Origin of the sequence: Haloarcula sp. Atlit-47R, from assembly GCF_003665985.1 — an archaeon.
GTDB lineage: Archaea > Halobacteriota > Halobacteria > Halobacteriales > Haloarculaceae > Haloarcula > Haloarcula taiwanensis.
On the sequence record NZ_QPLQ01000005.1, the window covers coordinates 133,604 to 158,481 of the forward strand.

Annotated in this window: 16 protein-coding genes; 10 read left to right on the forward strand and 6 right to left on the reverse strand. The window is 60.8% G+C overall.

Annotated features, from left to right (window positions below; translation table 11 throughout):
* The first annotated feature begins 34 nt into the window (after positions 1-34).
* Both ppc and DVK00_RS17675 read left to right on the forward strand, forming a co-directional pair.
* A complete protein-coding gene (ppc, locus tag DVK00_RS17670) occupies positions 35-2,731 on the forward strand; it encodes a phosphoenolpyruvate carboxylase (protein WP_101349865.1) in 2,697 nt (898 codons plus the stop codon).
* A 97-nt stretch (positions 2,732-2,828) separates the two neighbouring features.
* Positions 2,829-3,281, forward strand: a complete 453-nt coding sequence (locus tag DVK00_RS17675) for a universal stress protein (RefSeq protein ID WP_121537701.1) — start codon at positions 2,829-2,831, stop codon at positions 3,279-3,281.
* A gap of 7 nt (positions 3,282-3,288) precedes the next feature.
* Here DVK00_RS17675 and DVK00_RS17680 read toward each other — a convergent pair whose 3' ends face one another.
* The 3 genes from DVK00_RS17680 to glpA are packed head-to-tail and all read right to left on the reverse strand — an operon-like array spanning position 3,289 to position 7,653.
* Entirely contained in the window at positions 3,289-4,665 is a 1,377-nt protein-coding gene (locus tag DVK00_RS17680) for an anaerobic glycerol-3-phosphate dehydrogenase subunit C (protein WP_101349863.1), read from the reverse strand.
* Positions 4,662-5,936, reverse strand: a complete 1,275-nt coding sequence (gene glpB, locus DVK00_RS17685; RefSeq protein WP_101349862.1) for a glycerol-3-phosphate dehydrogenase subunit GlpB — start codon at positions 5,934-5,936, stop codon at positions 4,662-4,664. Before glpB ends, DVK00_RS17680 begins: the two co-directional genes overlap by 4 nt.
* The gene (gene glpA / locus DVK00_RS17690; RefSeq protein WP_101349861.1) at positions 5,926-7,653 is read right to left on the reverse strand and encodes an anaerobic glycerol-3-phosphate dehydrogenase subunit GlpA; all 1,728 of its coding nucleotides are present in this window, start codon (positions 7,651-7,653) and stop codon (positions 5,926-5,928) included. Before glpA ends, glpB begins: the two co-directional genes overlap by 11 nt.
* A gap of 348 nt (positions 7,654-8,001) precedes the next feature.
* Between glpA and DVK00_RS17695 the strand changes: the two genes are divergently transcribed.
* The 4 genes from DVK00_RS17695 (at position 8,002) to DVK00_RS17710 (ending at position 14,570) form a co-directional block, all read left to right on the forward strand.
* A complete protein-coding gene (locus tag DVK00_RS17695; protein ID WP_121578126.1) occupies positions 8,002-10,545 on the forward strand; it encodes an extracellular solute-binding protein in 2,544 nt (847 codons plus the stop codon).
* 128 nt (positions 10,546-10,673) lie between these two features.
* Positions 10,674-12,206: a glycerol kinase GlpK gene (gene glpK, locus DVK00_RS17700; RefSeq protein ID WP_121537697.1), complete on the forward strand. Its 1,533-nt coding sequence runs from the start codon at positions 10,674-10,676 to the stop codon at positions 12,204-12,206.
* Between the two features lie 42 nt (positions 12,207-12,248).
* Positions 12,249-13,340, forward strand: coding sequence for a hypothetical protein (locus tag DVK00_RS17705; RefSeq protein ID WP_199722479.1), 1,092 nt, complete (start codon positions 12,249-12,251; stop codon positions 13,338-13,340).
* 54 nt (positions 13,341-13,394) lie between these two features.
* Entirely contained in the window at positions 13,395-14,570 is a 1,176-nt protein-coding gene (locus tag DVK00_RS17710; RefSeq protein WP_121512453.1) for a Cdc6/Cdc18 family protein, read from the forward strand.
* 28 nt (positions 14,571-14,598) lie between these two features.
* Here DVK00_RS17710 and DVK00_RS17715 read toward each other — a convergent pair whose 3' ends face one another.
* From DVK00_RS17715 to kdgK1, 3 genes are all read right to left on the reverse strand, one after another.
* On the reverse strand, positions 14,599-15,570 hold the full coding sequence (locus DVK00_RS17715) for an ROK family protein (protein WP_101349856.1): 972 nt from the start codon (positions 15,568-15,570) through the stop codon (positions 14,599-14,601).
* 52 nt (positions 15,571-15,622) lie between these two features.
* Entirely contained in the window at positions 15,623-17,413 is a 1,791-nt protein-coding gene (gene pyk / locus DVK00_RS17720) for a pyruvate kinase (protein ID WP_121578139.1), read from the reverse strand.
* Between the two features lie 100 nt (positions 17,414-17,513).
* Positions 17,514-18,473, reverse strand: coding sequence for a bifunctional 2-dehydro-3-deoxygluconokinase/2-dehydro-3-deoxygalactonokinase (gene kdgK1 / locus DVK00_RS17725; RefSeq protein ID WP_121578128.1), 960 nt, complete (start codon positions 18,471-18,473; stop codon positions 17,514-17,516).
* A 336-nt stretch (positions 18,474-18,809) separates the two neighbouring features.
* Between kdgK1 and DVK00_RS17730 the strand changes: the two genes are divergently transcribed.
* The 4 genes from DVK00_RS17730 (at position 18,810) to DVK00_RS17745 (ending at position 23,672) form a co-directional block, all read left to right on the forward strand.
* Positions 18,810-20,018 carry an ABC transporter substrate-binding protein gene (locus DVK00_RS17730; RefSeq protein WP_101349854.1) on the forward strand — a complete coding sequence of 403 codons (1,209 nt, stop codon included), beginning with the start codon at positions 18,810-18,812 and terminating at the stop codon, positions 20,016-20,018.
* 2 nt (positions 20,019-20,020) lie between these two features.
* Positions 20,021-21,943 carry a methyl-accepting chemotaxis protein gene (locus tag DVK00_RS17735; RefSeq protein WP_121578129.1) on the forward strand — a complete coding sequence of 641 codons (1,923 nt, stop codon included), beginning with the start codon at positions 20,021-20,023 and terminating at the stop codon, positions 21,941-21,943.
* A gap of 56 nt (positions 21,944-21,999) precedes the next feature.
* Entirely contained in the window at positions 22,000-22,425 is a 426-nt protein-coding gene (locus DVK00_RS17740) for a hypothetical protein (RefSeq protein ID WP_101349852.1), read from the forward strand.
* Positions 22,426-23,201: 776 nt separating this feature from the next.
* Positions 23,202-23,672 carry a hypothetical protein gene (locus DVK00_RS17745; RefSeq protein WP_101349851.1) on the forward strand — a complete coding sequence of 157 codons (471 nt, stop codon included), beginning with the start codon at positions 23,202-23,204 and terminating at the stop codon, positions 23,670-23,672.
* Positions 23,673-24,878 lie beyond the last annotated feature (1,206 nt).

Sequence of the window (24,878 nt, forward strand, 5' to 3'; positions counted from 1 at the left end):
TAGTGTTTTAGGGCTCGGTTCTGGATGAAGTGGTATGACTTTGCACGCCAGAGAGATAAACCAGGACGTACGGGAGCTGGGTGCGCTCCTGGGCGAAGTGCTGGAGGCACAGACCTCGACCGAAGCGTTCGAAACGGTAGAAACGATTCGGAACTCGTGTATCGACTACCGGCGCGGGGACGCCGAGACGCGGGACGAGGTCCACCGGGCACTGAACCGGCTGAATCCGGAGACGCAGGACATTGTCGCACGCGCGTTTACTACCTACTTCGAACTTATCAATCTCGCCGAGGAACGCGAACGGGTCCGGGAAATCCGAGAAGGCAGTCAGGAAGGCGTGCTGGCAGACAGCGTCGAGGAAGCCGTCCGGGACCTGGCCGAACGCGGCGCGGACCCGGAGGAGTTCGAGCAGGTCCTCGAAGACGTGCTCATCCAGCCGACGTTCACGGCCCACCCGACCGAAGCCCGCCGGAAGACAGTGAAGGCGAAGCTCCGGTCAGTGGCCCGTGACATCGAACGACTCGACGAGCGGCGACTCACCGAACGCGAACAGAATCGTATCGAGCGGGATCTCGACGCCGAAGTGACAAGCCTCTGGCAGACCCCGCAGGTACGGGACCGCCGGCCGGAGGTCACCGACGAGGCACTGAACGTGCAGTGGTACCTCGAAAACGTCCTGTTCGATGTCATCGACGAGGTGTACGACGAACTCGAACACACGCTCGAAGACGTGTACGACGAGGACATCGATATCGACACCCTCTACGAGTTCCGCTCGTGGGCCGGCTCGGACCGTGACGGCAACCCGTTTGTCACCACCGAGGTGACCGAGGAGACCCTAGAGCGCCAGCGCGATACCGTCCTGCCGCTGTACCGCAACAAGCTCAAGGAACTCTCCGGCGTGCTCAGTCAGGACGCCTCGAACATCGCGACCGACGCGCTGTTCAACGAGCGACTGGACCGGCACAAGTCCAGGCTCCCCGGCATCGCCGCGGAGGCTGAGGAACGCTATCCGGACGAGCCCTACCGCCAGAAGCTCCGGCTGATGCGCGAATCCGTCATCCGGGTCAGCGACGTTCGTCAGGGCGGCTACGAGAACGAGGAGGAACTGCTGACCGACCTCCGCGTCATCGCCGACAGTCTTCGGGAGAACGACGCCGAAGTCATCGCAGAGGCTCACGTCGACCCGCTGATCCGCAAAGTCGAGACATTCGGCTTCACCCTCGCTAGCCTCGATCTGCGCGACCACCGGAAGATGCACACCGACGCCATCGCCGAGGCTGTCGACCGGCAAGGCATCGATTACGCGGCGATGGACGAGGACGAGCGCGTCGAGTTCCTGACCGAAGCGATTCTGCAGGACAACCCCGTCATCGACATGGAAGACACCGAGGGGCTCTCGGAGGATGCTACCCGCGTCCTCGACCGCTTCCGCGCCACCGCCGACTGGCAAAACGAGTTCGGCATCGACGCTATCGACACCTACGCCATTTCGTGGTGTGAGGAGCCCAGCCACGCGCTTGAAGTTCTGTTCCTCGCTGACCAGGTCGACATCGTCGACTTGCCCGGTTACTGCGGGTTCGACGTGGTGCCGCTGCTGGAATCGGAGTACGCCCTCTCGGGCGCGCGCCGCATCATGGGCACGCTGTTCGAGAACGAAGCCTACTCTCAGGCACTGGAGGCCCGGGACAACATTCAGGAAATCATGCTGGGCTACTCCGACTCGAACAAGGAGAACGGCTTCCTCGCCGCCAACTGGTCGCTGTACAACAACCAGAAGCGTCTGGCGGACATCACGGACGACTACGACGTGGAGATGCGTCTGTTCCACGGCCGCGGCGGCTCTATCTCTCGCGGTGGCGGTCCGATGAACGACGCCATGCTGGCCCTGCCAAACGAGACGGTGACCGGCCAGATCAAGTTCACCGAGCAGGGCGAGGCCATCGCCGAGAAGTACGCCAACCACGACATCGCCGAGCGCAACCTCGAACAGATGCTCAACGCCCAGATTCGGGCGCGGAAAAACGCCATCGAGGAGCCGGTCGAGGAGATCCCCGACGAGTGGGAGGACGCAATGGAGACGGCGGCCGATGCTGCCCGCGACGAGTATCAGGACCTGCTTGAGACCGACGGCTTCGTCGAGTTCTTCGAGCAGGCGACGCCCATCACCGTCATCGAGAACCTCAACATGGGCTCGCGACCGGCCTCCCGCAGCGAGGACCGCAGCGTCGAGGACCTCCGTGCCATCCCGTGGGTGTTCTCCTGGACGCAGGCCCGCTGTATCATCCCCGGCTGGTACTCCATCTCGACCGGGCTGGACGCATACCTAGAAAACGGCGGCGATATGGAAACGCTACAGGAGATGTACGAGAACTGGCCGTTCTTCCGGACGAAACTCGACAACGCGTCGCTGGCACTCGCCCGTACCGACCTCGGAATCGCCGAGGAGTACGCCGACCTCGCCGACCCCGAACTCCGCGAGCGTATCTACCCGCGAATCGTCGAGGAGTACGAGGACACTGTCGAGAAGGTGCTCGAAATCACTGGGCAGGACGGGCTCCTCTCGCGGGACTGGCTCAAGGAGAACCTTGAGCGCCGGAACCCGTACGTCGACCCGCTGAACCTGTTGCAGGTCCGCCTGCTCAAGCAGTCCCACCGGACCGAAACCGAGCGCCGGACCCTGCGGCTGACCGTCCAGGGCATCGCGGCCGGAATGAAAAACACTGGGTGAGCCACTGAGCGTCACCGGCTGCGGCATAGCTGGAATAACTTACTACGAAAGTAGTACCCATCGAAGGATTTAGGCGTCTGCCCCCGGAGTAGCCGGTATGGCACTCGAAACCGTTCTTCTCGCAGTCGGACCGAACGACGCCGACCGAATCGACGAACTCGCTGACGCCGTGCTTGATATCGCGAGTCCGGCCGGCGCGACGGTCATCGTTGCACACGTATTCACCGACGACCAGTACGACGGCGTTGTCGACAGGCTCGAATTCGAATCGACCGGCGAAGCCGACCCCGACGAAGTCGCCGACCGCCACACAACCGTCCGGGAACTTGTCTCACGGTTCGACGACGCCGGTCTGTCGACGCAGGTCCGGGGTGCCGTGGGCAACCATGGCGAACAGATCGTCAGCCTCGCAGAGGTGACGGAGTCGGACCTCGTCGTCGTCGGCGGCCGCAAGCGCTCGCCGACCGGCAAGGCCGTCTTCGGCTCCACCGCACAGGAAGTCATGCTGAACGCGCCGTGCCCAGTCACGTTCGTCCGCGGCGAAGAGTAGGAGGTACTTACTCGACCAGCGCGGCTTCAAGGAGTTCGAGCGGGTGGCGGATCTCGTATCCGCTCCCGTGTTCCATCTGCATCGCACAGGTCGGGCACTCGGTCATACCGGTATCGCCTTCGGCGTGTTCCATGTGCTCGAACATCTCCTCGCCGATTTCCATCGACTTCTCGTATTTTTCCTCTTTCCAGCCGTAGGTTCCCGAGATGCCGGAACAGGAGTCGCCCACGTCCTCAACTTCAGCGCCGTCGAGGTCGCGGAACAGTTCGACGGCCTGGCGATCAAGCCCCTGGTTGCGTGAGTGACACGGGGCGTGGTAGGCGAACTCTTCGGCCAGCTCGCCGTCCACGTCAGCCGCCTGCACTTCGCCCTTGAGGTCCTCGTGGATGCGGAGGTACTCGACGGCTTCGAACGTGTTCTCCGCCACTTTGTCGATGCCGTCGATGTCGAACAGTTCGGGGTACTCCTGTCGGAGCGCCATCGAACAGGAGGTACAGGAGGCGATGGCGTGGTAGCCCTCGTCGACGAGTTCTGACATCGACGAGACGTTGGTCTCGGCGTGGCGGCGGGCGTCGTCGAGCATCCCGTTGGCGAACATCGGCGTCCCAGAGCACTTCTGTTCTGGCGCGACGACCTCGTAGCCGAACTCCTCGTACACCCGGACCATGGCCTTGCCGACCTCCGGCGTGTTGTAATTGGAGTAACAGCCGTGGAAATACGCGACCTTCTTGTCGGCGTCCTCGGGGAGTCCGCGGCGCTCGCGCGCTTCCCTCGCGTTCTCACGCGAGGCCGCCTGACCGCCGCGGTCGGCCCACCACTCGCGGAAGGTCTGCCGTGCAAACTCGGGGAAGTCGCGCTCGCTGGTGACGCCAAGTGTCTTCTCCATGACCCAGCGGGCCGGGCCGAAGTTCATGGCGAAGTTGGCCAACCGCGGGACCTTGCTCGCAAAGAACGCGGAGGTGCGGTAGTTCGCCAGAATGCGGTTGCGGATGTACTCGACGGAGAGTTTGTCCATCTGCTCGCTGACATACTCCCCGCGAGCGGTGTTGTGCATCTGGCTGAGCGGGACGCCAGACGGACAGGCGTTGTCACAGCGCATGCAGTTCGAGCAGTCCATCACCGAGTCGTCGACGGTGTAGTCGTCGTCGGACTGCTTGAGCCGCCACTGTTCGGGACCCTGGAACTTCGGGCCGGGGAAGTCGTCGTCGACCTCCGCGACAGGGCAGTTCGTGTCGCAGGTCGAGCATTTATAACAGGAGTCCGCGCCGGGACGGAGGTCGAAGTCGTCGCTGTCGGGGAAGACATCAACTGGTTCGAACTCTTCGCCTGTATTCGGTGCTACCGGGTCAAACTCTGTCTCTGGTGGGGTTTCAGCGTCACTCATCGTGCCTCCTGTGCGGCGCGCTGGCCCGCCGCGTAGCCTGTTGCAATCGAGACCCCGCTACCGGACTTCTCGGCGGCGAAGTCGTACCCGCCAAGCACGGAGCCGGCGGCCCGCAGGTTCTCGAACTCGCTGTGCTCACTCGCGTCGAGGGGGCGCAGGTCGTCGTCGGTCGCCACGCCGTAGCGGGCGAACTCGTGGTCGCCAAACAGTTGGCCCTCGAACCAGTCGTAACGGTCCTCGGCGTGGGGGACGTGGCAATCGAAGATAGGTTCGTACACACCCTCGCGGTCGGACTCAACGCCCTTGCCGACGAAGCCGCCGGTCGCGAGGACGTACTGGTCGGCGCTGTTGGGAATCTTCGCACCGTTCTTCTCGATGAATACCTTCTCGATGCGGTCCTCGCCCTCGAAGTCGACGACGGGGTTGCCGGTCTCGATGCTGGCCCCGGCCTCGTCAAGCGCCGCAAACAGCGCGTCCTCAAGGCGGAGGCCGGGCAGCGACGGCGGCCCCATCGGGACTTCGAACACGTCGACGCCGAGGCGGTCGCCCAGTGCGTCGCGGATCGCGCCGGGATTGTCGTCGCCGAGAATTGCCGGGAACCCGACCCGATCCTCGTCCTCCAGCAACGGGTTCACGCGCTGTGCCAGCGCCTCGCGGGCCGGGACCATGCGCCCGCGGACCGCCACCTCGCTGTTGGTATCGAGCAGTTTGGCGTATCGGGTGACCTTCGCGTCCGCGCGCAGGTCGCCCGGGAATCGGATCGTCTCGCCGCGGACATCGAACGGGACGCCCGTCGCGTCGAGATGGGCAGCGACGTGGGGGGCGTCGAAGTCGACCATCTCCTCGATGCCGACAAGCAGCGTGTCGCGGGTGTCGCTAGCGAGGCCGGCGCTGGCTCCAGCCGGGTAGCGGGCGGTCGGCTTGATACTCCCGCCGTGGGTCGGCAAGAGCGCGTTCGTCTCCGTGTGTTCGCCTTCGTAGGTCGGGACCGCGTCGTCAAACAGCGACAGCGCGTCACGGACCGTCTGGACGCCGACTTTCCGGTACGGGTGGCTCTCCGGGAGCGACGGAATCGCCTCGTACGGGTTGGTCAGTGGGCCGTCGCCGTCTGGCGTGTAGCCGAGCACGTCAACCAGGCCAGACGCCTGGCGAAGCGTGCTCTGCTTGTAGGAAACCAGTCGCACGTCGGCTCCTTCTCGGGCGGCCGCCAGCGCACTGGTCAGTCCGCCGAGGCCGCCGCCGATGACGAGTACCTCTGACTCAATAGCCATCTGTCCCTCCGTCGGCGGCCACGTCCGCGCTGTCGACGCCGCCCGCCTGACTGTGGCCGGTGTCGAACGCCGAGAAGTCGACCGGCTCGCCGTCCGCCGGGTCCTGATCGCGGTTCTGTGTCGTTGCGTGCAACGCGTAGTTCAACGCCGCCTGCGAGAGCTGTTCGCCCCAGAGGGCGTGGCGCTGGCCCTTCCAGCGCTCCTGGAGCAGTTCATCCCAGGCCTCGCGGACGATGCTCTCGTCGTACTCCGAGTGGAGTTCGCTCGCCATCCGGTGGGAACAGAAGCCGCCCTGGCAGTTGCCCATCGACGCGCGGGTGCGGATGCGGACGGCGTTGAGGTCCGAGCCGGACCCTTCGATAGCGTCCTGAATCTCGGCGCGGGTGACGCCTTCACATTCGCAGACGGTCGGGTTCGGGCCGTCCGTTTTGAGTACCTCGTCGGCCCGGGAGCCGAGTCGCTCGACGCTCCGCCGACCGATGGGCGAGCGCAGCCCGAACTCGTCCATGTAGTCTCGGAGCACCGAGAAGTCCTCGCTGCCCGGAAGTGGCTCGTCGGCGGTCCGGCAGTCGGCGTCGATGCCGAACTTCCCGCAGACGTGGTCGCTTATCTGCTCGCCCATCATCCGGTAGGTCGTGAACTTCCCGCCGACAATGCTGGTCATGCCGGGGAGGTCGTCGCGCTCGTCGTGGTCGAGCAGGAAGAAGTCCCGCGTGATGTCGGTCGGGTCGTCACTGCCGACGTCCGGCGGTTCGTACAGCGGGCGAACGCCCCAGAACGAGCGAATGGTCCGCGCCTCGTCGAGCATCGGAACCAACTCCGAGAGGGTGTCGATCATCATGTCGACCTCCCACTGCTCCTCGGGGTAGTCTTCGGGGTCCTCGACCTCCTCGTCAGTCGTCCCCAGAATCGCAGTCGTCTCGTGGGGAACGACGATGTCCGCGTCGCCCTTCGGTCGACAGCGGTTGATGACGGTGTCGACCTGACGGATGTTCATGATGGTCATGACACCCTTGGAGGGGCGAACTTCGATATCCAGCCCGGCCATGTCACCGATGCGGCCGGCCCAGGCACCAGTTGCATTCACGACGTAATCAGCGCGGATCTGTTCGGTTCCGCCCTCCGTGCCGTGGACGCGCTTGCCGGGGCCGGAGTCGTGTTCGACCTCGATGCCGACGACCTCGCCGCTCTCGACGAGGAGGTCGGTCACTTTGGAGTGGGTCTCGATGCGCGCGCCGTGTTCCTGTGCGCTCGCGGCGTTCGCGACGACCAGCCGGAACGGGTCGATGGCCCCGTCAGGAACGCTGATTGCCTTGTCGATGTCCTTCGCCAGGTGTGGCTCCATCGCGCGGGCTTCTTCGCCCGAGACGACTTCGGCGGGGATGCCGCACTCCTCACAGCCGCTGAGCTTCTTCTGGAAATACTCCTCGGAGTCCTCAGGTCGCTTGACGAACAGGCCACCGGTCATTTCGACACAGTGGCTTGCGATGTCACGCAGTACCCGGTTTTCCTCGATACACTCGGTCGCGCTGGCCTGGTCCGAGACGGCGTATCGCCCGCCGCTATGGAGCAGCCCGTGCATTCGACCGGTGGTCCCGTGGGTTAGATTCCCCTGTTCTACGAGGGTCACGTCGAGCCCGCGCATCGCGAGGTCCCGCGCGATGCCCGCCCCAGTCGAGCCGCCACCGATGACGGCGATGTGTGGTGTCGGTCCCATCTATCTTTCCGTGATTTTGGAGCGCACACACTTCACTTTACCGTTGCTGGTGCTTGGACAGTAAATTTTCTATGTAATCATGAGGAATACCGTGACACCTACTGTTAATTGTGAACGCACAGCATATTATTTTTCGCTGATTGGCCAGGTAGTGGTTGACCACATCCTCTCAAATTCGAGAGATAACTCCATATTTTCAAATACTGGCGTACTAGAGACGACGTTGTAGAATGGAAACCGCGCTCGCGTATTAATTATCACTCCTACCGTTTCGACAGTAACTATTATATATTTTGATAGTGGACTATTCCCGAGAGCGTGTTGGTCGTTCGGCCAACGGGAGCGACAATGAGTAAATGGAACCCACTTGATTCAGAAGACGGCCCGCCTGACAGGGAGCACACCGACGGCGGCGTCACAGAGGGGCGGGATGGAAACGAGTCTGAGACTGAACCGCCGTCAGCAGAAGCCCTCCAGAAGGACGCAGAGACCGAAAACGACCCTGAACGGGCGGAACTGGAAGCACGATGTGAGCAACTGGCGGCGGAACTCGAACAGGAGCGGGCAGACCGCCAGGCGCTCGAAACCACTGTCGACCGTCTCACGTCTGTTGCCAAGGCGAACGCTAACGGCGACCTGACCGCAAAACCCGGACAGCCACCAGCTGAGGCGGCTGAGCCGCTGTACGACGCATACGAGGAACTGCTCCGGGAATGGACTGACACTGTCGATCGGATGGCGTCGTTCAGCGAACAGGTGACCGCCGCAACGGAACAGGTCGACACCCGTCTCGGATCGGTCAAGTCCGCCAGCCGGGATGTGAGCGGTGCTGTCGGCGAGATTTCGGCTGGTTCGGACGAGCAGCGCGACGAGATACAGTCGATTTCCGACGAGATGCGGAACCTCTCGGCGACGATTGAGGAGATAGCGAGCGCCGCAAACGAGGTTGCGGACACGTCAAGCGAAGCCAGCGCTCGGGGCGAATCCGCACTAGAGTCGGCGTCCTCGGCGATGACGACGCTCGACCGATTGACTGACAACGCCGAAGCGACCGTCGACAAGGTCGAACAACTGAACGACCTGCTGTCTGACATCGAGGAGATTGTGGGCTTCATCACGGACGTCGCGGACCAGACCAATATGTTGGCACTGAACGCCAACATCGAAGCGGCCCGAGCAGGGGAATCCGGCGACGGGTTCGCCGTCGTGGCTGAGGAGGTCAAATCGCTCGCAACAGAGACGAAGGAAGCGACTGACGAGATTGCAGCGTCTATCCAGGAGGTTCACGAACAGGCTGACGCGACGGTTTCGGAGATGTACGATACCCGGAAGAGTGTCGAAGACACCCGCTCGTCAGTCGCCAGTGCGCTTGATGAACTGGATTCCGTCGTCTCGATGGTCGAGGAGGTCGATTCGAGCGTCCAGGAGATTGACGATGCGACGGATACGCAGGCCGACTCCACACAAGAAGTCGTGTCGATGGTCGACGATGTCGAGGATATCAGCGCCCGGACAGCCGAAGAGGCAGCTGTCGCCGCCGACGCCGCAGCGGACCAGACAACGGAACTTGCAGAGGTCTCGACGCGAGTTTCCACGCTTACCGAGCGGGCTGAATCGCTTGAAGCGTCGCTGGAGTCCTTCGAACTGGCGACCGGTTCGGCGGCGGCGACCACGGACGGAACTGTCGTCGAATTCTGGCACGCGATGGGCGGCGAGAAGGCGTTACTGCTGGAAGACCTCGTCCGCGAGTTCGAATCACAGACCGACGGGATCAGTCTCGCGCTGCGGTCGAAAGGGAGCTATCGCGGGACTCTCGATGCGACGCTGAACGCCGCTGAAAACGGTGACCCACCGGCGATCGCACAGATATTCGAGATTGGCACCACGCGTGCGCGCGATAGCGGTCATTTCATCCCGGTCGAAGAACTGCTCCCGAGCGCTCACATCGACGCGCTGCTCGATCCAGTGACGAACTACTACCGTTTCGACGGGACGCTCCACTCGCTGCCGTTCAATGCGTCGAACCCGGTGATGGCGTACAACCGGGACGCGTTCAGACAGGCTGGGCTCGATCCCAGTTCGCCGCCGGAAACCCTCGCTGACGTTCGGAGCGCAGCTGAGACGCTCGTCGACCGGGGTGGCGTGGACACTGGTATCACGTTCGCGAACTACTCGTGGTTCGTCGAACAGTGGTTTGCCGAAGCTGACCAGCTCCTCGTAGACGAGAACAACGGACGGTCCGGGTCGCCGACAGAGAGCTATCTTGACGGGGAGTTCGCCCACAACTTATTCGAATGGTGGCAGACCCTCGAAGCGGACGGACTGTACCACGACCCCGGAATCGAAGCCAGAGGGGCGGCTCGGACCCACTTTGCCGAGGAGAACGCCGCGATGCTCATCGGCTCGACGTCGTCGCTGAACAGTATCGAACGTAGCGCCGACTTCGATGTCGGAACCAGCCAGCTCCCAGTGCTCGACGACCGGACCGGTGTACTCGTCGGCGGCGCATCCCTCTGGGTCGGCGATGCAGTTTCCGGGGCCGTACACGACGCTGTCGGGGAGTTCCTCACCTGGCTTACCGAACCAGCCCAGCAGCGACGGTGGCACCAGGAAACCGGGTACTTCCCGGTCCACGAGGAGACGATTCCACGGCTCCGGGCCGACAACTGGTTTGACCGGAACCCCCACTACAGAACGGCGTTCGACCAGCTCATGGAGACGCGCGATACCACTGCAACGCGGGGCGCGCAGATCGGACCGTTCGATACGGTTCGAACAATCATCGAAGATGCCGTCGACAGTATGGATGGGCCTGATTCGGTTCCGTCTGCACTTGACCGCCTCGACACACAGGTCACAAAGCAGCTTGAGCGGTACAATTCCGGACGGTAGCGCCGTCCCGGCCTTTCTTTACTCCCCAAACATCACCATTAGTAATCTTTATAATGGTTCACTATGTTGTTTACTGGCAAGGTGGTAGCTTTCATAAATAAGCTACCTCCACCACGGAGAACACAACAATGGCAGACACATACGTTGGCGCGATCGACCAGGGAACGACCGGTACCCGCTTCATGGTATTCGACCACAGCGGCCAGGTCGTTGCGAACGCCTACGAGAAGCACGAACAGATTTATCCGGAGCCCGGCTGGGTTGAGCACGACCCCGTCGAAATCTGGGAAAACACGCAGGAAGTCGTGACGAAAGGGCTGGCGGACGCAGGTGTCGGTGCCGAACAGCTCGAGGCACTCGGCATCACGAACCAGCGCGAGACGACGATCGTCTGGGACAAGGAGACCGGCAAACCGGTCCACAACGCGCTGGTCTGGCAGGACCGCCGAACCACCGACCGGGTCGAGGAAATCCAGGAAGAGGACAAGGTCGAGTGGATCCGGGGGAAGACCGGGCTGGAATGTGACGCCTACTTCTCGGCGACAAAGACTGAGTGGATCCTCGACAACGCGGAACCGCTCAAGATGCAGAGCTCGCGCGGCGCTGACCTCCGCGAACGGGCCGAAGACGGCGAGCTCCTGATGGGGACCATCGACGCGTGGCTCATCTACAAGCTCACCGGCAACCACATCACGGACGTCTCGAACGCATCGCGGACGATGCTGTACAACATCCACGACATGGAGTGGGACGACGAACTCCTCGAAGAGTTCGGCGTTCCGAAGTCCATGGTTCCGGAAGTCCGCCCGTCTTCCGACGAGAGTCTGTACGGCCACACCGACGCGGACGGCTTCCTCGAAGAGGAAGTCCCCGTTGCGGGCGCGCTGGGTGACCAGCAGGCCGCACTGTTCGGCCAGACGTGCTTCGATAAGGGTGATGCGAAGAACACGTACGGGACCGGCGCGTTCTACCTGATGAACACCGGCTCCGAAGCAGTCGCCTCGGACAACGGCCTGCTGACGACCGTCGGCTTCCAGATGTCCGGTGAACCCGTTCAGTACGCGCTGGAAGGCTCCATCTTCATCGCCGGCGCGGCCATCGAGTGGCTCGAAGACGTCGACCTCATCAACAACGCCGCCCAGACCGCAGAACTGGCCCGCTCGGTTGACTCAACCGACGGTGTCTACATGGTTCCGGCCTTCACTGGTCTCGGCGCTCCGCACTGGGACGGGCGCGCTCGCGGGACCATTGTCGGGATGACTCGCGGCACGCGAAAGGAGCACATCGTGCGTGCGACTCTAGAGTCTATCGCGTACCAGACCCGCGACCTCGCGGAAGCGATGGAAGAAGACTCCGGCGTCGAGATGACGACGCTGCGAGTCGACGGTGGTGCCGTCAAGAACAACTTCCTCTGTCAGCTCCAGTCCGACATCATCCAGACGGACATCGCTCGGCCGCAGGTTGACGAGACCACTGCCCTCGGGTCAGCATACGCCGCCGGCCTCGCTGTTGGGTACTGGGACACTGTCGACGAACTCCGGGACAACTGGCAGATCGACGAGGAATTCTCGCCCGAGATGGATTCCGGGAAGGCAGACAAGATGTACGCTCGCTGGGACGACGCCGTCGACCGTTCCCGCGACTGGGCACAGGAGGAGTAATCCATGATAGAGACCCTTCCGCTCCAAATTCCCGTTTTCGGTATGGGAGTTCCGGATCTCCTACTGCTGATAATCGCCGCCTTCGCGGGCGGTGCCTTCGGCGCAGCAGTCGGCGCGCTCCCGGCGTTCTGTTTCACCGGCTTCATGGTCATCGCCGGGCAGGCAGTCGCAATTCTCCGAGGCAGCCTCGTCGGCCAACTCGGAGAACTCGGCGCTGATGGGCTGGCGACCGGCGTGACCGGCGCTATCGCGTTCGGTCCCGTCTTCGGCCCACACATCTCCTTCGCGGGCGGTGCCGCAGCGGCCGCGTACGCCGCAAAGAGCGATGGGATGTACGAGCCGGACGACGGCGACTACCACCCCGCAAAGGACATCGCCTACGCGCTCGGGACGCGACCGGACATCCTCGCAGTCGGTGGCCTGTTCGGTATCTTCGGGATGGTTGTCCAACAACTGTCCAGTGGACTTTTGCTCCCGTGGGACCCGATTGCGCTGGGCGTCGTTCTGTCGGCTGTCGCCCACCGCATCGCGTTTGGCTACCCGCTGATCGGCGCTGGCAGTCGGAACATTCTCGATATGTCGCCGTTCGAGAACGGCGAGAAGCGGATGGCAACGGACGGTGGCGGTGCCGAAGCGACTGACGGCGGCGTGGCGGAATCGTACCGCCTTGCCGTCGAGCCGTGGCTGCCCCACCAGTACCGGTGGGCGAACGTCGCGATGATCGGCCTCGTCGCCGGCCTGCTTGGTGGCTGGATCGCTATCCAGACCGGCAGTGCGTTCCTCGGCTTCGGTATCTCCGCAGCGAGCCTAACATTCCTCAACCTCGGCGTTGAGAAGATTCCGGTGACCCACCACATGACCTTGCCCGCAAGCACGGCCGCGCTGGCCGTCTTCGGCGGTGCGCCAGAGCTGGGTACGATGGCCGCCGTCATCGCCATCCTCGTTGCCGGCGTGTTCGGTGCCTACGGCGCACTCATCGGTGAGGTCGTCCAGCGCGTGTTCTACGCACACTCGGACACCCACTTTGACCCGCCCGCAGCGGCAATCGTTGTCGCGACGTTGACCGTCTTTATCCTCGCTGTCGTGGGCGTCTTTGGCGGCACCTCCTGGGTCCCGGCCCTGGGTATGCTCTAAAGCGGTACCTCTATATTCCCGTCCCAAACGCTATAACACATATCTCTCTGAACGATGGACATTGAAGCGAGAATCAAGCGTCGACAACGCCGGAACGGTGAGCCACGGCTCATTCAGGATTACGAGTCCATCTCACCGGTCGTCCACATAGAGGAGCCGGCCGACCGAGGTCCGGTCCTCGAACGGCTGCTCGACCACCTCGATCCGGTGTTCGATGGCCAGCTTCCGCCCAACGCGTACGTGTACGGCCCCCACGGTTCAGGGAAGTCCGCGGTTATCACGGCGCTGTTCGCCAACTTAGAACAGCTCCCGACGGAGCAACAGGCGATCATCCACACGACGACCCGTGCACAGCCACCGACCTCTCCGTCGTTCGTCTATGTGAACGCCAGAGAGACCGCAAGCGAGTTTGCGTTCTACCACGCAATCTTGGACGCACTCGTTGACGAATCGGTGCCGGAACACGGAATTGGGACGGAGACGCTCAAATCACGGCTCCACGACCTCGTCCGAGAGCAACGCACGGGGATCGTCATTGCAGTCGACCACATCAGCGAACCGGAGAGTATCCAGGCACCGGACCTCGTTGACCTGTTTGCTGGCTTACCGAGCAACGTCAGCTGGCTGGCTATCGGTCGCGACGACCCGTCGGCGACTGAACTGACACGGTACACCGCGGAGTCGATCAGTATCGACCGCTATCAACGGCAGATGCTCGTCGACGTGTTGATGACCAGAGCTTCGAACGGGCTGGCTCAGCAGGGGCTCGACCACAGTCTGGCGAGGCATATCGCCGACTGGGCAGACGGAAACGCCCACGATGCCCTTGCCGCGCTGTTTATTGCTGCAGAGTTAGCCGAGGAGCGGGGTCAGGACCGCATCACACAGGCCAACGTCGACGCGGCTATCGGGGAAGTTCCCGACCCCTGTGTGTCGCTGGGCGTCGTCCTCTCTCTGCCGACGAACCGGCAGGCGGTCCTCAGAGAACTCATCGACTTAGAGGAGGGCGAACGCTCTTCGGTAACGGCGACGACTGAGGCGATTGCGTCGGCAGAATCAGTCGAGCTCTCCGCCGGGACCGTCAAGCGGTTCCTCTATGAAATGGCGGAATCCGGCGTCGTCGACCGTGTCGAGGCGACAGTCACCAACGGGCAGGGACGTCCGCCGAGCCGTGTCGAGCCGCGGTTCCCTCCGACGGCCTTCCGGCGGCTGTACGACCTGCAACAGTAACGCGACGGTGCGGTTTTGTCGACGCTTTTCAGACGCGCTGTGACGGGTCGCCTGTGCCGCCAGTCAGCGCGGACGCCAGTGCGCCGCGAACCACGACATCGTCGCCAAACTGCGTCAACTGGATATCCGGAATGTTCGACATCACCATGTCATCAAGTCGGTCCCGGATGGGGTCTAGCACCTGCTCAGGGTTATTGAGCGCAACGGCCCCGCCAACGTAAACCACGAGGGGCGCGTACGCGTGGACAATGTTAGCAACGCCGATTGCGTTCCAGTGACAAATCTGATCGAGAACGTGTGAGGCGAACTCGTCTTCGCCGGCGTACTCGAAGATATCCGCCGCAGAAAACTCCTCTGTCTCGATTGGGAGTGCCGTCTCGACAGGGTCCTCTCGGTGGAGCTGTGTGGCATACCGCGGGATGTTCTCGCCCGAGCAGTACGCTTCCCAGTGGCCGTCGTGTCCGCAGCCACAGGTCATGAACCCGTGCGGGTCAATCGTCAAGTGGCCGACTTCCCCGGCGTTGCCGTCCCAGCCTGAGAGGATGTTCCCGTCGACAGCGACTCCAGCGCCGACTCCGGAGGAGATAGTGAGATACACCATGTCATCGGGGCTTCGGTCCGAATAAAACCGTTCGCCAATGACGCCGGCGTTGGCGTCGTTGTGCAACGAGACCCGCTCGCTGCCGATGAGGTTCTCGACCGGCCCGGTCAGCGGAATCCGGTCGATGGTGTCTGGAAGGTTTGCTGGGTTTTCCACGACGCCTTCAGCCAGATCCATCGGACCGAAGGACCCGATACCGGCGGCAATCACGTCTGTCGGGGCGATATCAGCAGCGTCGCAGGCCTGCCGAATCGCGTCGAGGACCGCTTCCGTGACCGCGATACCTGCCGGTCCACGCGGTGTCTCAGTTTTGTGTGACTCGACTATCGAGCCCGTCTCGTCACCGATAACAGCCCGAATATGTGTCGCTCCGAGGTCGACCCCTGCGTAAGCGCCCATGCTGGTCGAAGGGTTGCCCCACCGATACTTAACTACACAGATTCTACTGCGATTAGTAGTCTCGCTCTCTGCCCGAGATGTCCTCTCGTCCAACGGCCTCTTCGTAGACGACGCCGCGTTCGGAATCCAGTGTGACAGTCGCCCCGTCGGAGACCGTATCAGGCAGGTCCGCGTTCGATATCATCGGAATCGAAAGCTCACGGGCAACGATGGCCGCGTAGCTCGTGACACCCTCGTGGCCGTCGATGATGCCGCCGATGTGGCTGGTGTCGCCGACGAATTCGCCGTCGAATCCCTCCGGAACAGCCAAGATCGCCCCGTCGGGGACGTTTGAGAGATCGCCCGGCGACTCCCGGGGCGGTGCTGTCGAAATCCGATGGACAGGACCGGTCACTAACCCGTCGACGATGGAGCGACCGCTGGTGACCGTTTCGGCCGCGACGTGGACTTTCAGCATATTCGCCGTGTTCATCCCCTCCAGTTCGGTCATCATTCCAGAGAGGACGACGACCGTGTCACCGCTGTCCGCGGCCTCGGTGTCGAGGGCCGCCTGAACTGCCGTCTGGATGACGGCGTCAGCGCCCTCGGTAGTGTACTCGGTCGTTACGGGCGTGATACCCCACGAAAGCGCGAGCTTCCGGCGGACGCGCTCGCTCGGCGTCGACGCGACGATGGGGATCGACGGCCGGTACTTCGCCGATTTCAGCGCGGTGTAGCCGGACTCGGACGCCGCGACAATCGCCGACGCGCCGATGTCGCGGGCGAGGAACCGACCGGAGCGCGCGAGCGCGTCCGTTCGGGTATCACCGGCGTTTGGCACGCGCTGTTCGCGGGACTCGGCGTACTCCTCGCTGCCCTCGACATCACGGATGATCCGGTCCATGGTCTCGACGACGCGGGTCGGATGGTCGCCGATGGCCGTCTCGCCAGAGAGCATCACTGCATCCGTGCCGTCAAGAACTGCGTTTGCCACGTCCGATGCCTCTGCACGAGTCGGCCGCCGAGAGTGAACCATCGAGTCAAGCATCTCGGTGGCTGTGATGACCGGCACGCCGGCCTCGTGGCACCGGCGGATGATGCGCTTCTGGATGATCGGCACGTCTTCGAGCGGGCACTCGACGCCGAGGTCACCGCGGGCGACCATCACGCCGTAGGCCTCGTCGACGATCGAATCGAGGTTCTCAACGGCCCCGGCTCGTTCGATCTTGGCGATGATGGGGATGTCGACGCCGCGCTCTTCGAGGGCCTGGCTGATCTCGTAGATGTCCTCGCCGTCGCGGACGAACGACGCGGCCACGAAGTCGGGTTCTTTCTCGGCGGCCACGTCGAGTTCCTGTCTGTCGTTCTCCGTGATGGTCGGCAGGTCGAGTTCGACACCGGGAACGTTGACGCCTTTGCGGGCGGACAGCTTGCCGCCGTTCTCAACGGCCGCAAACACTGTATCATCATCGACGCGCTCGACAGTCGTTTCGATGCGTCCGTCATCAAGCAGCACGCGATCACCCGGCTCGACTGCGGTAATCGACTGCGAGAGACCGACCTCCTCCGGTGTCGCGTCGTCACCGACGACGTACCGGATGGTGGACCCCTCCGTGAGCTGAATCGGTTCGTCGATCTCTGCGGTGCGGACCTCCGGTCCTGGCATATCAAGCATGGCCGCGACCGGCTCCTCGACCGCTTCGTCTACCTCACGGATTCGATCAATCATCTCACGGCGGTGTTCCGGCGAACCGTGGCTCGCGTTCAGTCTGGCAACGGACATCCCGGCTTTTGCAAGTGACGCGATGTCGTCGACTGAATCCGACGCGGGACCGAGAGTACAGACGATCTTCGCGCTACGCATTGTGACCTCCGTCTCCGGGGAGCCACAGTTTACAGCGTTCATAGTTAATCATATCCTGCCGTTCCCCGCGAAGGGATAAGAAGCTTGCTGGACGGCGTAGCTACCGCGAAATCGCTTCCGTGTCGCCGCTGAGAATCGAGCGGATTTCGTCGGGGGACACAACGGCAATGTCGCCCGGAATCGTCCGTTTGAGTGCGGCCGTCGCGGCCCCCCAGGCAAGCCCATCCGCAACGGAGCCACCGGAGAGGTACTGCGAGAGGAAGCCGCCGACAAAGGAATCGCCAGTGCCGACCGGATGTGCATCGGTCGACTCGAAGGTCGGCTGCTCCGTTACGGTCCCGTCAGCGAGCGCGAGCGCCCCGTCGCTGCCGCGAGTGACCACTGTCGCTTCGAACCCGTACTCGGCAGCAAGGTCCTGAGCAATCGTTTCCGGGTCGCCAGTCCGGTCCAGCACGACGTTCGCGTCCCGTTCTGCGACGACGAGCACGTCGACAGACGGAAATAGCTTGGTCAGGACTGAACGGGCTTCGGCTGGCGTCCAGAGCTTCGAGCGGTAGTTCAGGTCGAAGCTCGTGGTCGTACCCGCGTCCTGTGCGAGCGAGAGGAGGTCAGCAGTAGTCGATTTGAGCGTCTCCGACAGCGCCGGTGTGATACCCGAGGTATGGAACCCCGCGGCGTCTGCGATAGTCTCGGTTGGAAGCTCCGCCGGTGTGGCGGTTGTGACACTGGCGTTTTGACGGTCGTAGATGACATCGTTCCCACGCGGTGGACTACCCTGTTCTAGATAGTAGGTTCCCTGTCGGGCGCTGTCCGCGTCGTCCCAAGCGATATCGACCGACACGCCGTGGTGCTTGAGTTCTCCTGTGACTCGTCGACCGACCGGCGAATCGGGGAGTTTTGAGGCCCACAGTGCATCGAGTCCAAGCCGCTGCGCAGCGACCGCAACGTTTGACTCTGCGCCGGCTGCTCTGACAGTGTACTGGTCTGCGGTCTCCAGTCGCTCGTCGTCGGGTGGCGACAACCGCAACATTGTCTCACCGAACGTAACTAACTCCGTCATATCCGACGTTGCTCACTGACTGGGTATAAATCCCGGAGAACCAGCCGCCAGACGGCTTTGTTAGTCTCTCCTTACTGCAGTGGAGCGCGTCAGCTCGTATTTTTCGCCATAGCTTATAGGCAGTATAAGTTTTCTCCAAAAGTTTATGTGCTATACTAATTAAGACACGGCAGTATGGATTCAGGGAGAGATGGAGGTGGACCGTCGGTCTCTAGGCGGAACCTACTCCGTTCGATTGGTGCGGCCGGGTTGGCCGGACTTGCAGGCTGTGGTGGCAGCGAGGCCGGAACAGATGGAGATGGGACACCGACCCCAACAGCGGTTGGAAACTTTCCGGTGTCCGGGGATTCGGTGACATTTGGTTTCAACATCGCTTCCTCTGGGGCGTACTCAACTGCCGGCAAGCAGGAACTCCGGGGGTTCAAACTCGCTGTCAAGCACATTAACAACGGCGGTGGGTGGGTAACGAGCGAGAAGTACGAGTCGCCTCTTGACGGTGACGGTCTTCTCGATAAGGATGTCGAATTCGCTGTCGAAGACACGGGTGGCAATTCAGATACCGCTCGGCGTAACGCACAGCGGCTTGTTGATAGCGAGGAAGTGATTATGCTTGCTGGCGGTACGTCCAGCAGTTCCGGCCTGGCTAATCAGAAGGTAGCCGCGAAGAACCAAGTCGTGTACATGGCGACGATGGCCAACACAAACTCGCTGACGGGGGCCGACTGTAACCGGTACTCCTTCCGCGAGATATTCAACAACCGCATGGCGGCAAAGGCGCTGGCCCCGGCACTCAGTACCGAGTTCGGAGACGACGTCAATTACGTCAAAATCTTTCAGGACAGCGACTGGGGACAGACGCTCCGGGATGATATGGATGCAGCCCTCGGAGATATCGGCTGGGCACCTGTCTGGGACACGACCGCACAGGTCGGGACAAGCGACTACTCCCAGTACGCAGCAGACATCAAATCGGTCGATTTCGACGTGATTGTGCTTGGACTCGGGGGCCTTGACGCAGTAAACGCACTCCGGGCGTTCCGAGATGAGTTCCCGGAGTCGAATATCGTTCTTCCGATGGCTTCGAAGGATATTGCCCAGACCGCAGGCGATGCGATAGAGGGCGTTATCGGAACTGTCGCCTGGAGTCCGGCAATCAACTCGCCGCTGTCCAATACCTTCCGAGAGGCGTTCCGTAAGGAGTACGGCAGTTCGACTGGTTCCTCGAAATCAGCCACTCCATCAGGGCCAGCACATATCGCATATACGCAAACGTTGCAATACGCCAGCGCAGTCGAGCGCGCGGGAACGTTCAACCCGATCGATGTCATCAGAGCGCTCGAAGGGTACGAGTACGACGCCGGCCTCGGACCGCAGACGCTTCGAGCTTGTGATCATCAGGCGATGCGTCAGGTGCCGGTTGTGAGAGGAAAGTCGGAGATACAGCAATCCTATGGTACCTACTACGAGCTGGTCGGGGAACCAGCGGACGTACAGTACGCGTGCGATAGCGACCCAGCGGCGAACTGTTCGCTTGGAGGAAACTAACTATGAGTTCAGGAGACACACAGATACCAGACAGTTCAGAGACCGATTCGAACGCCTCCGGTGGGATTTTGGCGACAGTTGTCCCGGATTTCATCCGGCGGAACTTCGCACTCAAATTCGGCATCGTTCTCTTCATCATGGCGCTGTCGGTTGGGCTCATCGGCCTTGCCGCGACAGAACAAGTCAGAGATTACACTGAACAACAGGTTCTGAGTGACTACCAGAACGCCGCCGCACAGGAAGCGGACATCCTGTCACAGTGGGTAGACCGAAACCGTCTATCGACTCAATTCGTCTCCTCAGATGACATCTGGGCCAGTAGCGGTGCCGACGATATCAATATCGAACTCAACAATCGGAAAGCCGCCTTGTCGGCAGACGCTGCTGATATCCATCTGATCGAACGAAACGCCGCCCAGTCTCAAGTTGTCGCCAGCACATCTAACTCACAGGTACTGACCAACTCACCCCTCGAATCGACGAGCAGGGGGTGGCTTGCCGGTACCGACTTCGAGACGGCAAGCGATGTCGTCGTCTCCGATGTGTATCAGACAAACTCCGGCCCAGTCGTTGGCTTTGTCAGCCCTGTCGATGCCTCGCAAAACCGGTATATACTCATCGAATACTCACTCGACGAGATTGCGAACTCGCTACAGGGGAACAACAGGGCCGAAGGTGGATTTACGCAAGTCGTCAACGGGTCGGCGGTCGTCATGATCGACGAGCCCAGAGACGGGAGCCGTGGCCTCGGGGAGAATATGCTGCAGTCGTACAGCGAGAACAGCCGCGCTACCGCGCCGATCAGCGAGGCAAACGACCTCCGGTCCTCGGAACAGCAATCCGGCGTCATCGCTGACATGCCGGCGGCCGACGTCCTCAGCGAACGCTACACCGTCGGCTACGCACCGATACAGGGAACGGACTGGGTCGTCCTCGTGCACGCGCCCAACTCTGCGGTATTTGGGTTCGTCCAGAACGTCCAACAGTACGGGCTCATCGGGACGGCACTGATGGTGTTGCTCATTGCGGGTGTCGGTGCGATACTCGGATACAACACGGCGACGTCGATTGACCGCCTGACCCGAAAAACGGACCAGATGCGACAGGGGAACCTCGACGTCGATATCGCTACCAGCCGCATCGACAACGTGGGCCGCCTGTACAGCGGGTTCGCTGGTATGCGTGACGCGCTCAAACAGCAGATCAACGAGGCCGAGCGTGCACAGAAAGAGGCGGAAGTTTCCCGGGCCGAAGCCCTCGAAGTCAACAAGTATCTCCAGAAGAAGGCCGAGGAGTTCTCCGACGTGATGGAGGAGACGGCCGCTGGAAACCTCACCGAGCGGATGGCTACCGACGGCGAGAACGAATCGATGGATCGTATCGCCAGCGAGTTCAACGGTATGGTCGACGAACTCGAAAAGACAATCGGCCAGCTCAACAGCTTCGCCGATGAAGTCGCGGAATCCGGGGATGTCGTTCTGTCCAGTGCGGAGTCAGTCCGTGACGCGTCCGAGCAGGTCGCCGAATCGACACAGAAAATCTCCGACGACGCCTACGATCAGAAGGATCGTCTCGCTACCATCTCGGAGGACCTCGACACCCTCGTGGACACGCTAGAAGAACTGGACGCGGACAATCCGGACATCGATCTGGGTGACTCACTTGACCGGTTCCGAACGGTTGCAACGACACTGCAGTCGGCCGCTGAAACGAGTGACCAGATGATGGCCGAGACTCAGACCGTCGCTGGCGCAGCTGAAGAGCAGGCCGCAGAGCTCAACGAGGTGTCTTCGCGGGCCGAACAGCTCAAACGCTACGCGAAGCCACTCGGTGACATCCTGAACCGCTTCGAAACCGAGGCCGAACACGAGTTCGTCTTCTCGGGTGGTCCGTCACAGAGTCTCGGTGAAGAGGAAGAAGAGTAACCCGCGTCGCCGCTTTCACCGAAACCGACTTTCGCGCTGGCGACGTACCGCATTCAATGAGCGACGACGTAGGCGATATTTCACGGGCTGAACTCGCCGAGTACTGTCGAACACAGGCTGCGATTCTTGCGGGTCACATAGATCGACAGAGCGCGGTGCTCTCCGATTTGCTCGAAGAAATCGAACAGGACACTGCCAACGCTCGCGCGACATTGACCGAGAGTTCCGAGCGCCCCGACAGTGATACGGAAGCTACTATCGGCGAAATCGAGGCTAAGCAGGAGCGAGCGCAATCGAAACAGGCAACAATAGAGGAATACCGGACACTCGCTGAGGGATATACAGATCTTGCAGAGCAATTCGCCGAAGACTCTGGCGATCTCGAAACCGTTCTTGAATTCGAAATCGAAACCGACGCGCCGGCGTATTTCGACGCTGAGACGACGGTTCTGGGCGTAGCGACCGGAAGAAACCGAGACTGACAGGTGTTCTAGCGGAAGTCCGGGTCGGTCGACCATACATCGCTGGTTTCGGTTGACAGCCATCGTTTTCACGGGAGCCTAACGCTGAATTCGAGTGGCTCGTGAGAAGAGATATCCTCGCCACGAGGATGAACTATCCCGGCTCGGTCCGTTCAGATCGCTGCCGACATGCTACACCAGATGCCTTCTACTGGGGGGCGGATCTCCAATCCGAATACGGACTCACAGATTCTGAGGGTAGGGGTAATAACAGACAAACAGGGAGAGAAGCCGGGATTCGAGCTACTAGCTGCAGAAACAATTGCTCGCCAGCACAATCGATACAGAGAACTACGATTTACAGAAGAATGATCGTAAAAAAAGGTCGAAATACCGGACGTGTTACTACCGATTTCGGATGAACCCGGAACTTACGCGGTCGCGTCTAGTGGGTCGAAATGATAAATTTGAGCTCACTGTCATCCACAATGCCCTCCACTCGCCTCTGGTGGATAATATTGATACACCGTCAGCGGTTGTTCCCAAGCTCATTCCAAGGACCACTCTCTTGGTGAAATCACTTCACACAATAACGCATCACCAGCACAAATCTGGTATGCAACCGCTATCGCATCGGGGAACCCACCACCTTGCGACAACCGCTCGGGTAATCCCGAACAGGAGGCCAACGGTGCCATAACCGATATAAGTTCTTGCACAGAAGATACGCTTGCTACCTCAGCTGACGTATTAGGAATCTAGAAAACATACTTTATTCATTCCAGACAGGCTACAAAATGGGATCACCAGCAGGATTTCGATTCAGCGGCCGGGCTCTCATTATAATTGGAGTAGCAGCACTCGTCATATCTGGCCTACTCCTTTTTGTTGCCCCCGATACGGGAACCCAAGTTCTCGTCACGGAGGTGGATGAATCGGTTGTCTCTCCCGATGATGAGGTGCTCAGGTACAGTGACCTTTCAGAGGGGGGCCAAGAGTTGTTTGACCAAGGACTTCGTGCTGATGAATTTATTCGGGTGTATCAGTCACCGCCAGATTTCGAGTATCCAACTGGAGACACATCGGCCACTGCCCTTGTGGAAAAAAACGGGACGGTATACAGTATAATCACCGCCTCAAGATGCAAACTCTGTGGCCTCGTGGATGCACTCGGCTACGGGGCTGGGCTCGCTGGGATAGTCCTATTAGTGCTCGGAGTGTATCGCTTGGTGAATGAGGAAGCCGACCCAACGGCTGACAATCGGTAGTGTATCCTTTTGACGCCTTTAGTTTCAACCCCGAAGTGGGTCTCGGCCAACCTGTGACATTTCTGGCCTTTGAGTTACAATCATTGTATTGACTGGAACGGGACAGGAGTGTGTTACCCAACGAGGATTTCACAGGGCATATTATTTAAGAAACTGGCATTAGTTGACGCTGTTTGTTTGCTGATCTACAGCCTTGGGGCGCTTCAATAACTCATGAGGTATTAACTCCCTATAATAAATATTAGAAATATCTCGGTTTGTAGGTTCCACGTTCCGAACCTGTGCAGGACTGATTGTCCCTTAATTCATATAGTCATATGCAGTTTACTTGTTCCGAGTACATCACTGGGGCGTCCATCGGAATTACTGATGGTAATTAAAGTGTCAGCTAGTTAGAGCGCTTTGGTGAGCCACGCTTACGAATTGAACGTGCGCTCGACGAGATACTTAACCAGATAGAACCCACCAATAAGGGTCACAATCATGACTACCAGAACGATCGCAATCATGAACAAAAGAACAAGTGCGTCGTTAGCCACCGGACTCACCCACCTGAGCGGACGCGTGTCGTCGGGAACGCATATCGCTAGTTTCAGTCTCGACACGCTAATGCAGGAGGGTTTCGGTTCGGTACTCTATAGCCCGATGTTGCGTCCCAGCGATCGGACGCTTGGTGGTACTATACAGGAGCGGACAGAGTCGTACAGACCGCCCCAAGACAGTGCGATGTTTTTTCGATGGCCTGCTACTCAATAGGTGACACGGAACAGCGACACGTGGCACGAATACTTGAAGACGAAGAAAGTCTTCCAGACGGAGGACATCGGTTGCAGAACACCTACCGGATTTCCGTTGCAACGAGGGCAACGGGCGTGTACGCAAGGGCAGCATTCGCAGCATATCGTAGAGCGATAAAAGAGATTGGCAGTCCCGAGGGCCTGAGATGCTGATCGGAAGTTCACTGTGAGCAGACAACCACAGGATGTTTCCAGTTCTACATCGCTGCTAACCCGAAGTAGCTCGACAACACGGGATAGAGTCGTTGGGTTGTGGTACGAAACACCGGGTGCCTCTTCCGAGCTTACTGATGACTGCTTCTGGCGGAGGACACGCAACTGCCCGACGACACGGCCGCTCAGGGAGTGGCAAGGCAGCTACACCATCACGACAGGCAAACAGGTCTGTACAAAAGTCATGAGATGGTCA

Coding starts and splice junctions, on each gene's coding strand:
- kdgK1 (WP_121578128.1), bottom strand. CDS start 18,473: ATGACGGAGTTAGTTACGTTCGGTGAGACAATGTTGCGGTTGTCGCCA.
- ppc (WP_101349865.1), top strand. CDS start 35: ATGACTTTGCACGCCAGAGAGATAAACCAGGACGTACGGGAGCTGGGT.
- glpA (WP_101349861.1), bottom strand. CDS start 7,653: ATGGGACCGACACCACACATCGCCGTCATCGGTGGCGGCTCGACTGGG.
- pyk (WP_121578139.1), bottom strand. CDS start 17,413: ATGCGTAGCGCGAAGATCGTCTGTACTCTCGGTCCCGCGTCGGATTCA.
- glpB (WP_101349862.1), bottom strand. CDS start 5,936: ATGGCTATTGAGTCAGAGGTACTCGTCATCGGCGGCGGCCTCGGCGGA.
- DVK00_RS17680 (WP_101349863.1), bottom strand. CDS start 4,665: ATGAGTGACGCTGAAACCCCACCAGAGACAGAGTTTGACCCGGTAGCA.
- DVK00_RS17705 (WP_199722479.1), top strand. CDS start 12,249: ATGGGAGTTCCGGATCTCCTACTGCTGATAATCGCCGCCTTCGCGGGC.
- DVK00_RS17710 (WP_121512453.1), top strand. CDS start 13,395: ATGGACATTGAAGCGAGAATCAAGCGTCGACAACGCCGGAACGGTGAG.
- DVK00_RS17675 (WP_121537701.1), top strand. CDS start 2,829: ATGGCACTCGAAACCGTTCTTCTCGCAGTCGGACCGAACGACGCCGAC.
- DVK00_RS17735 (WP_121578129.1), top strand. CDS start 20,021: ATGAGTTCAGGAGACACACAGATACCAGACAGTTCAGAGACCGATTCG.
- DVK00_RS17740 (WP_101349852.1), top strand. CDS start 22,000: ATGAGCGACGACGTAGGCGATATTTCACGGGCTGAACTCGCCGAGTAC.
- DVK00_RS17745 (WP_101349851.1), top strand. CDS start 23,202: ATGGGATCACCAGCAGGATTTCGATTCAGCGGCCGGGCTCTCATTATA.
- glpK (WP_121537697.1), top strand. CDS start 10,674: ATGGCAGACACATACGTTGGCGCGATCGACCAGGGAACGACCGGTACC.
- DVK00_RS17715 (WP_101349856.1), bottom strand. CDS start 15,570: ATGGGCGCTTACGCAGGGGTCGACCTCGGAGCGACACATATTCGGGCT.
- DVK00_RS17695 (WP_121578126.1), top strand. CDS start 8,002: ATGAGTAAATGGAACCCACTTGATTCAGAAGACGGCCCGCCTGACAGG.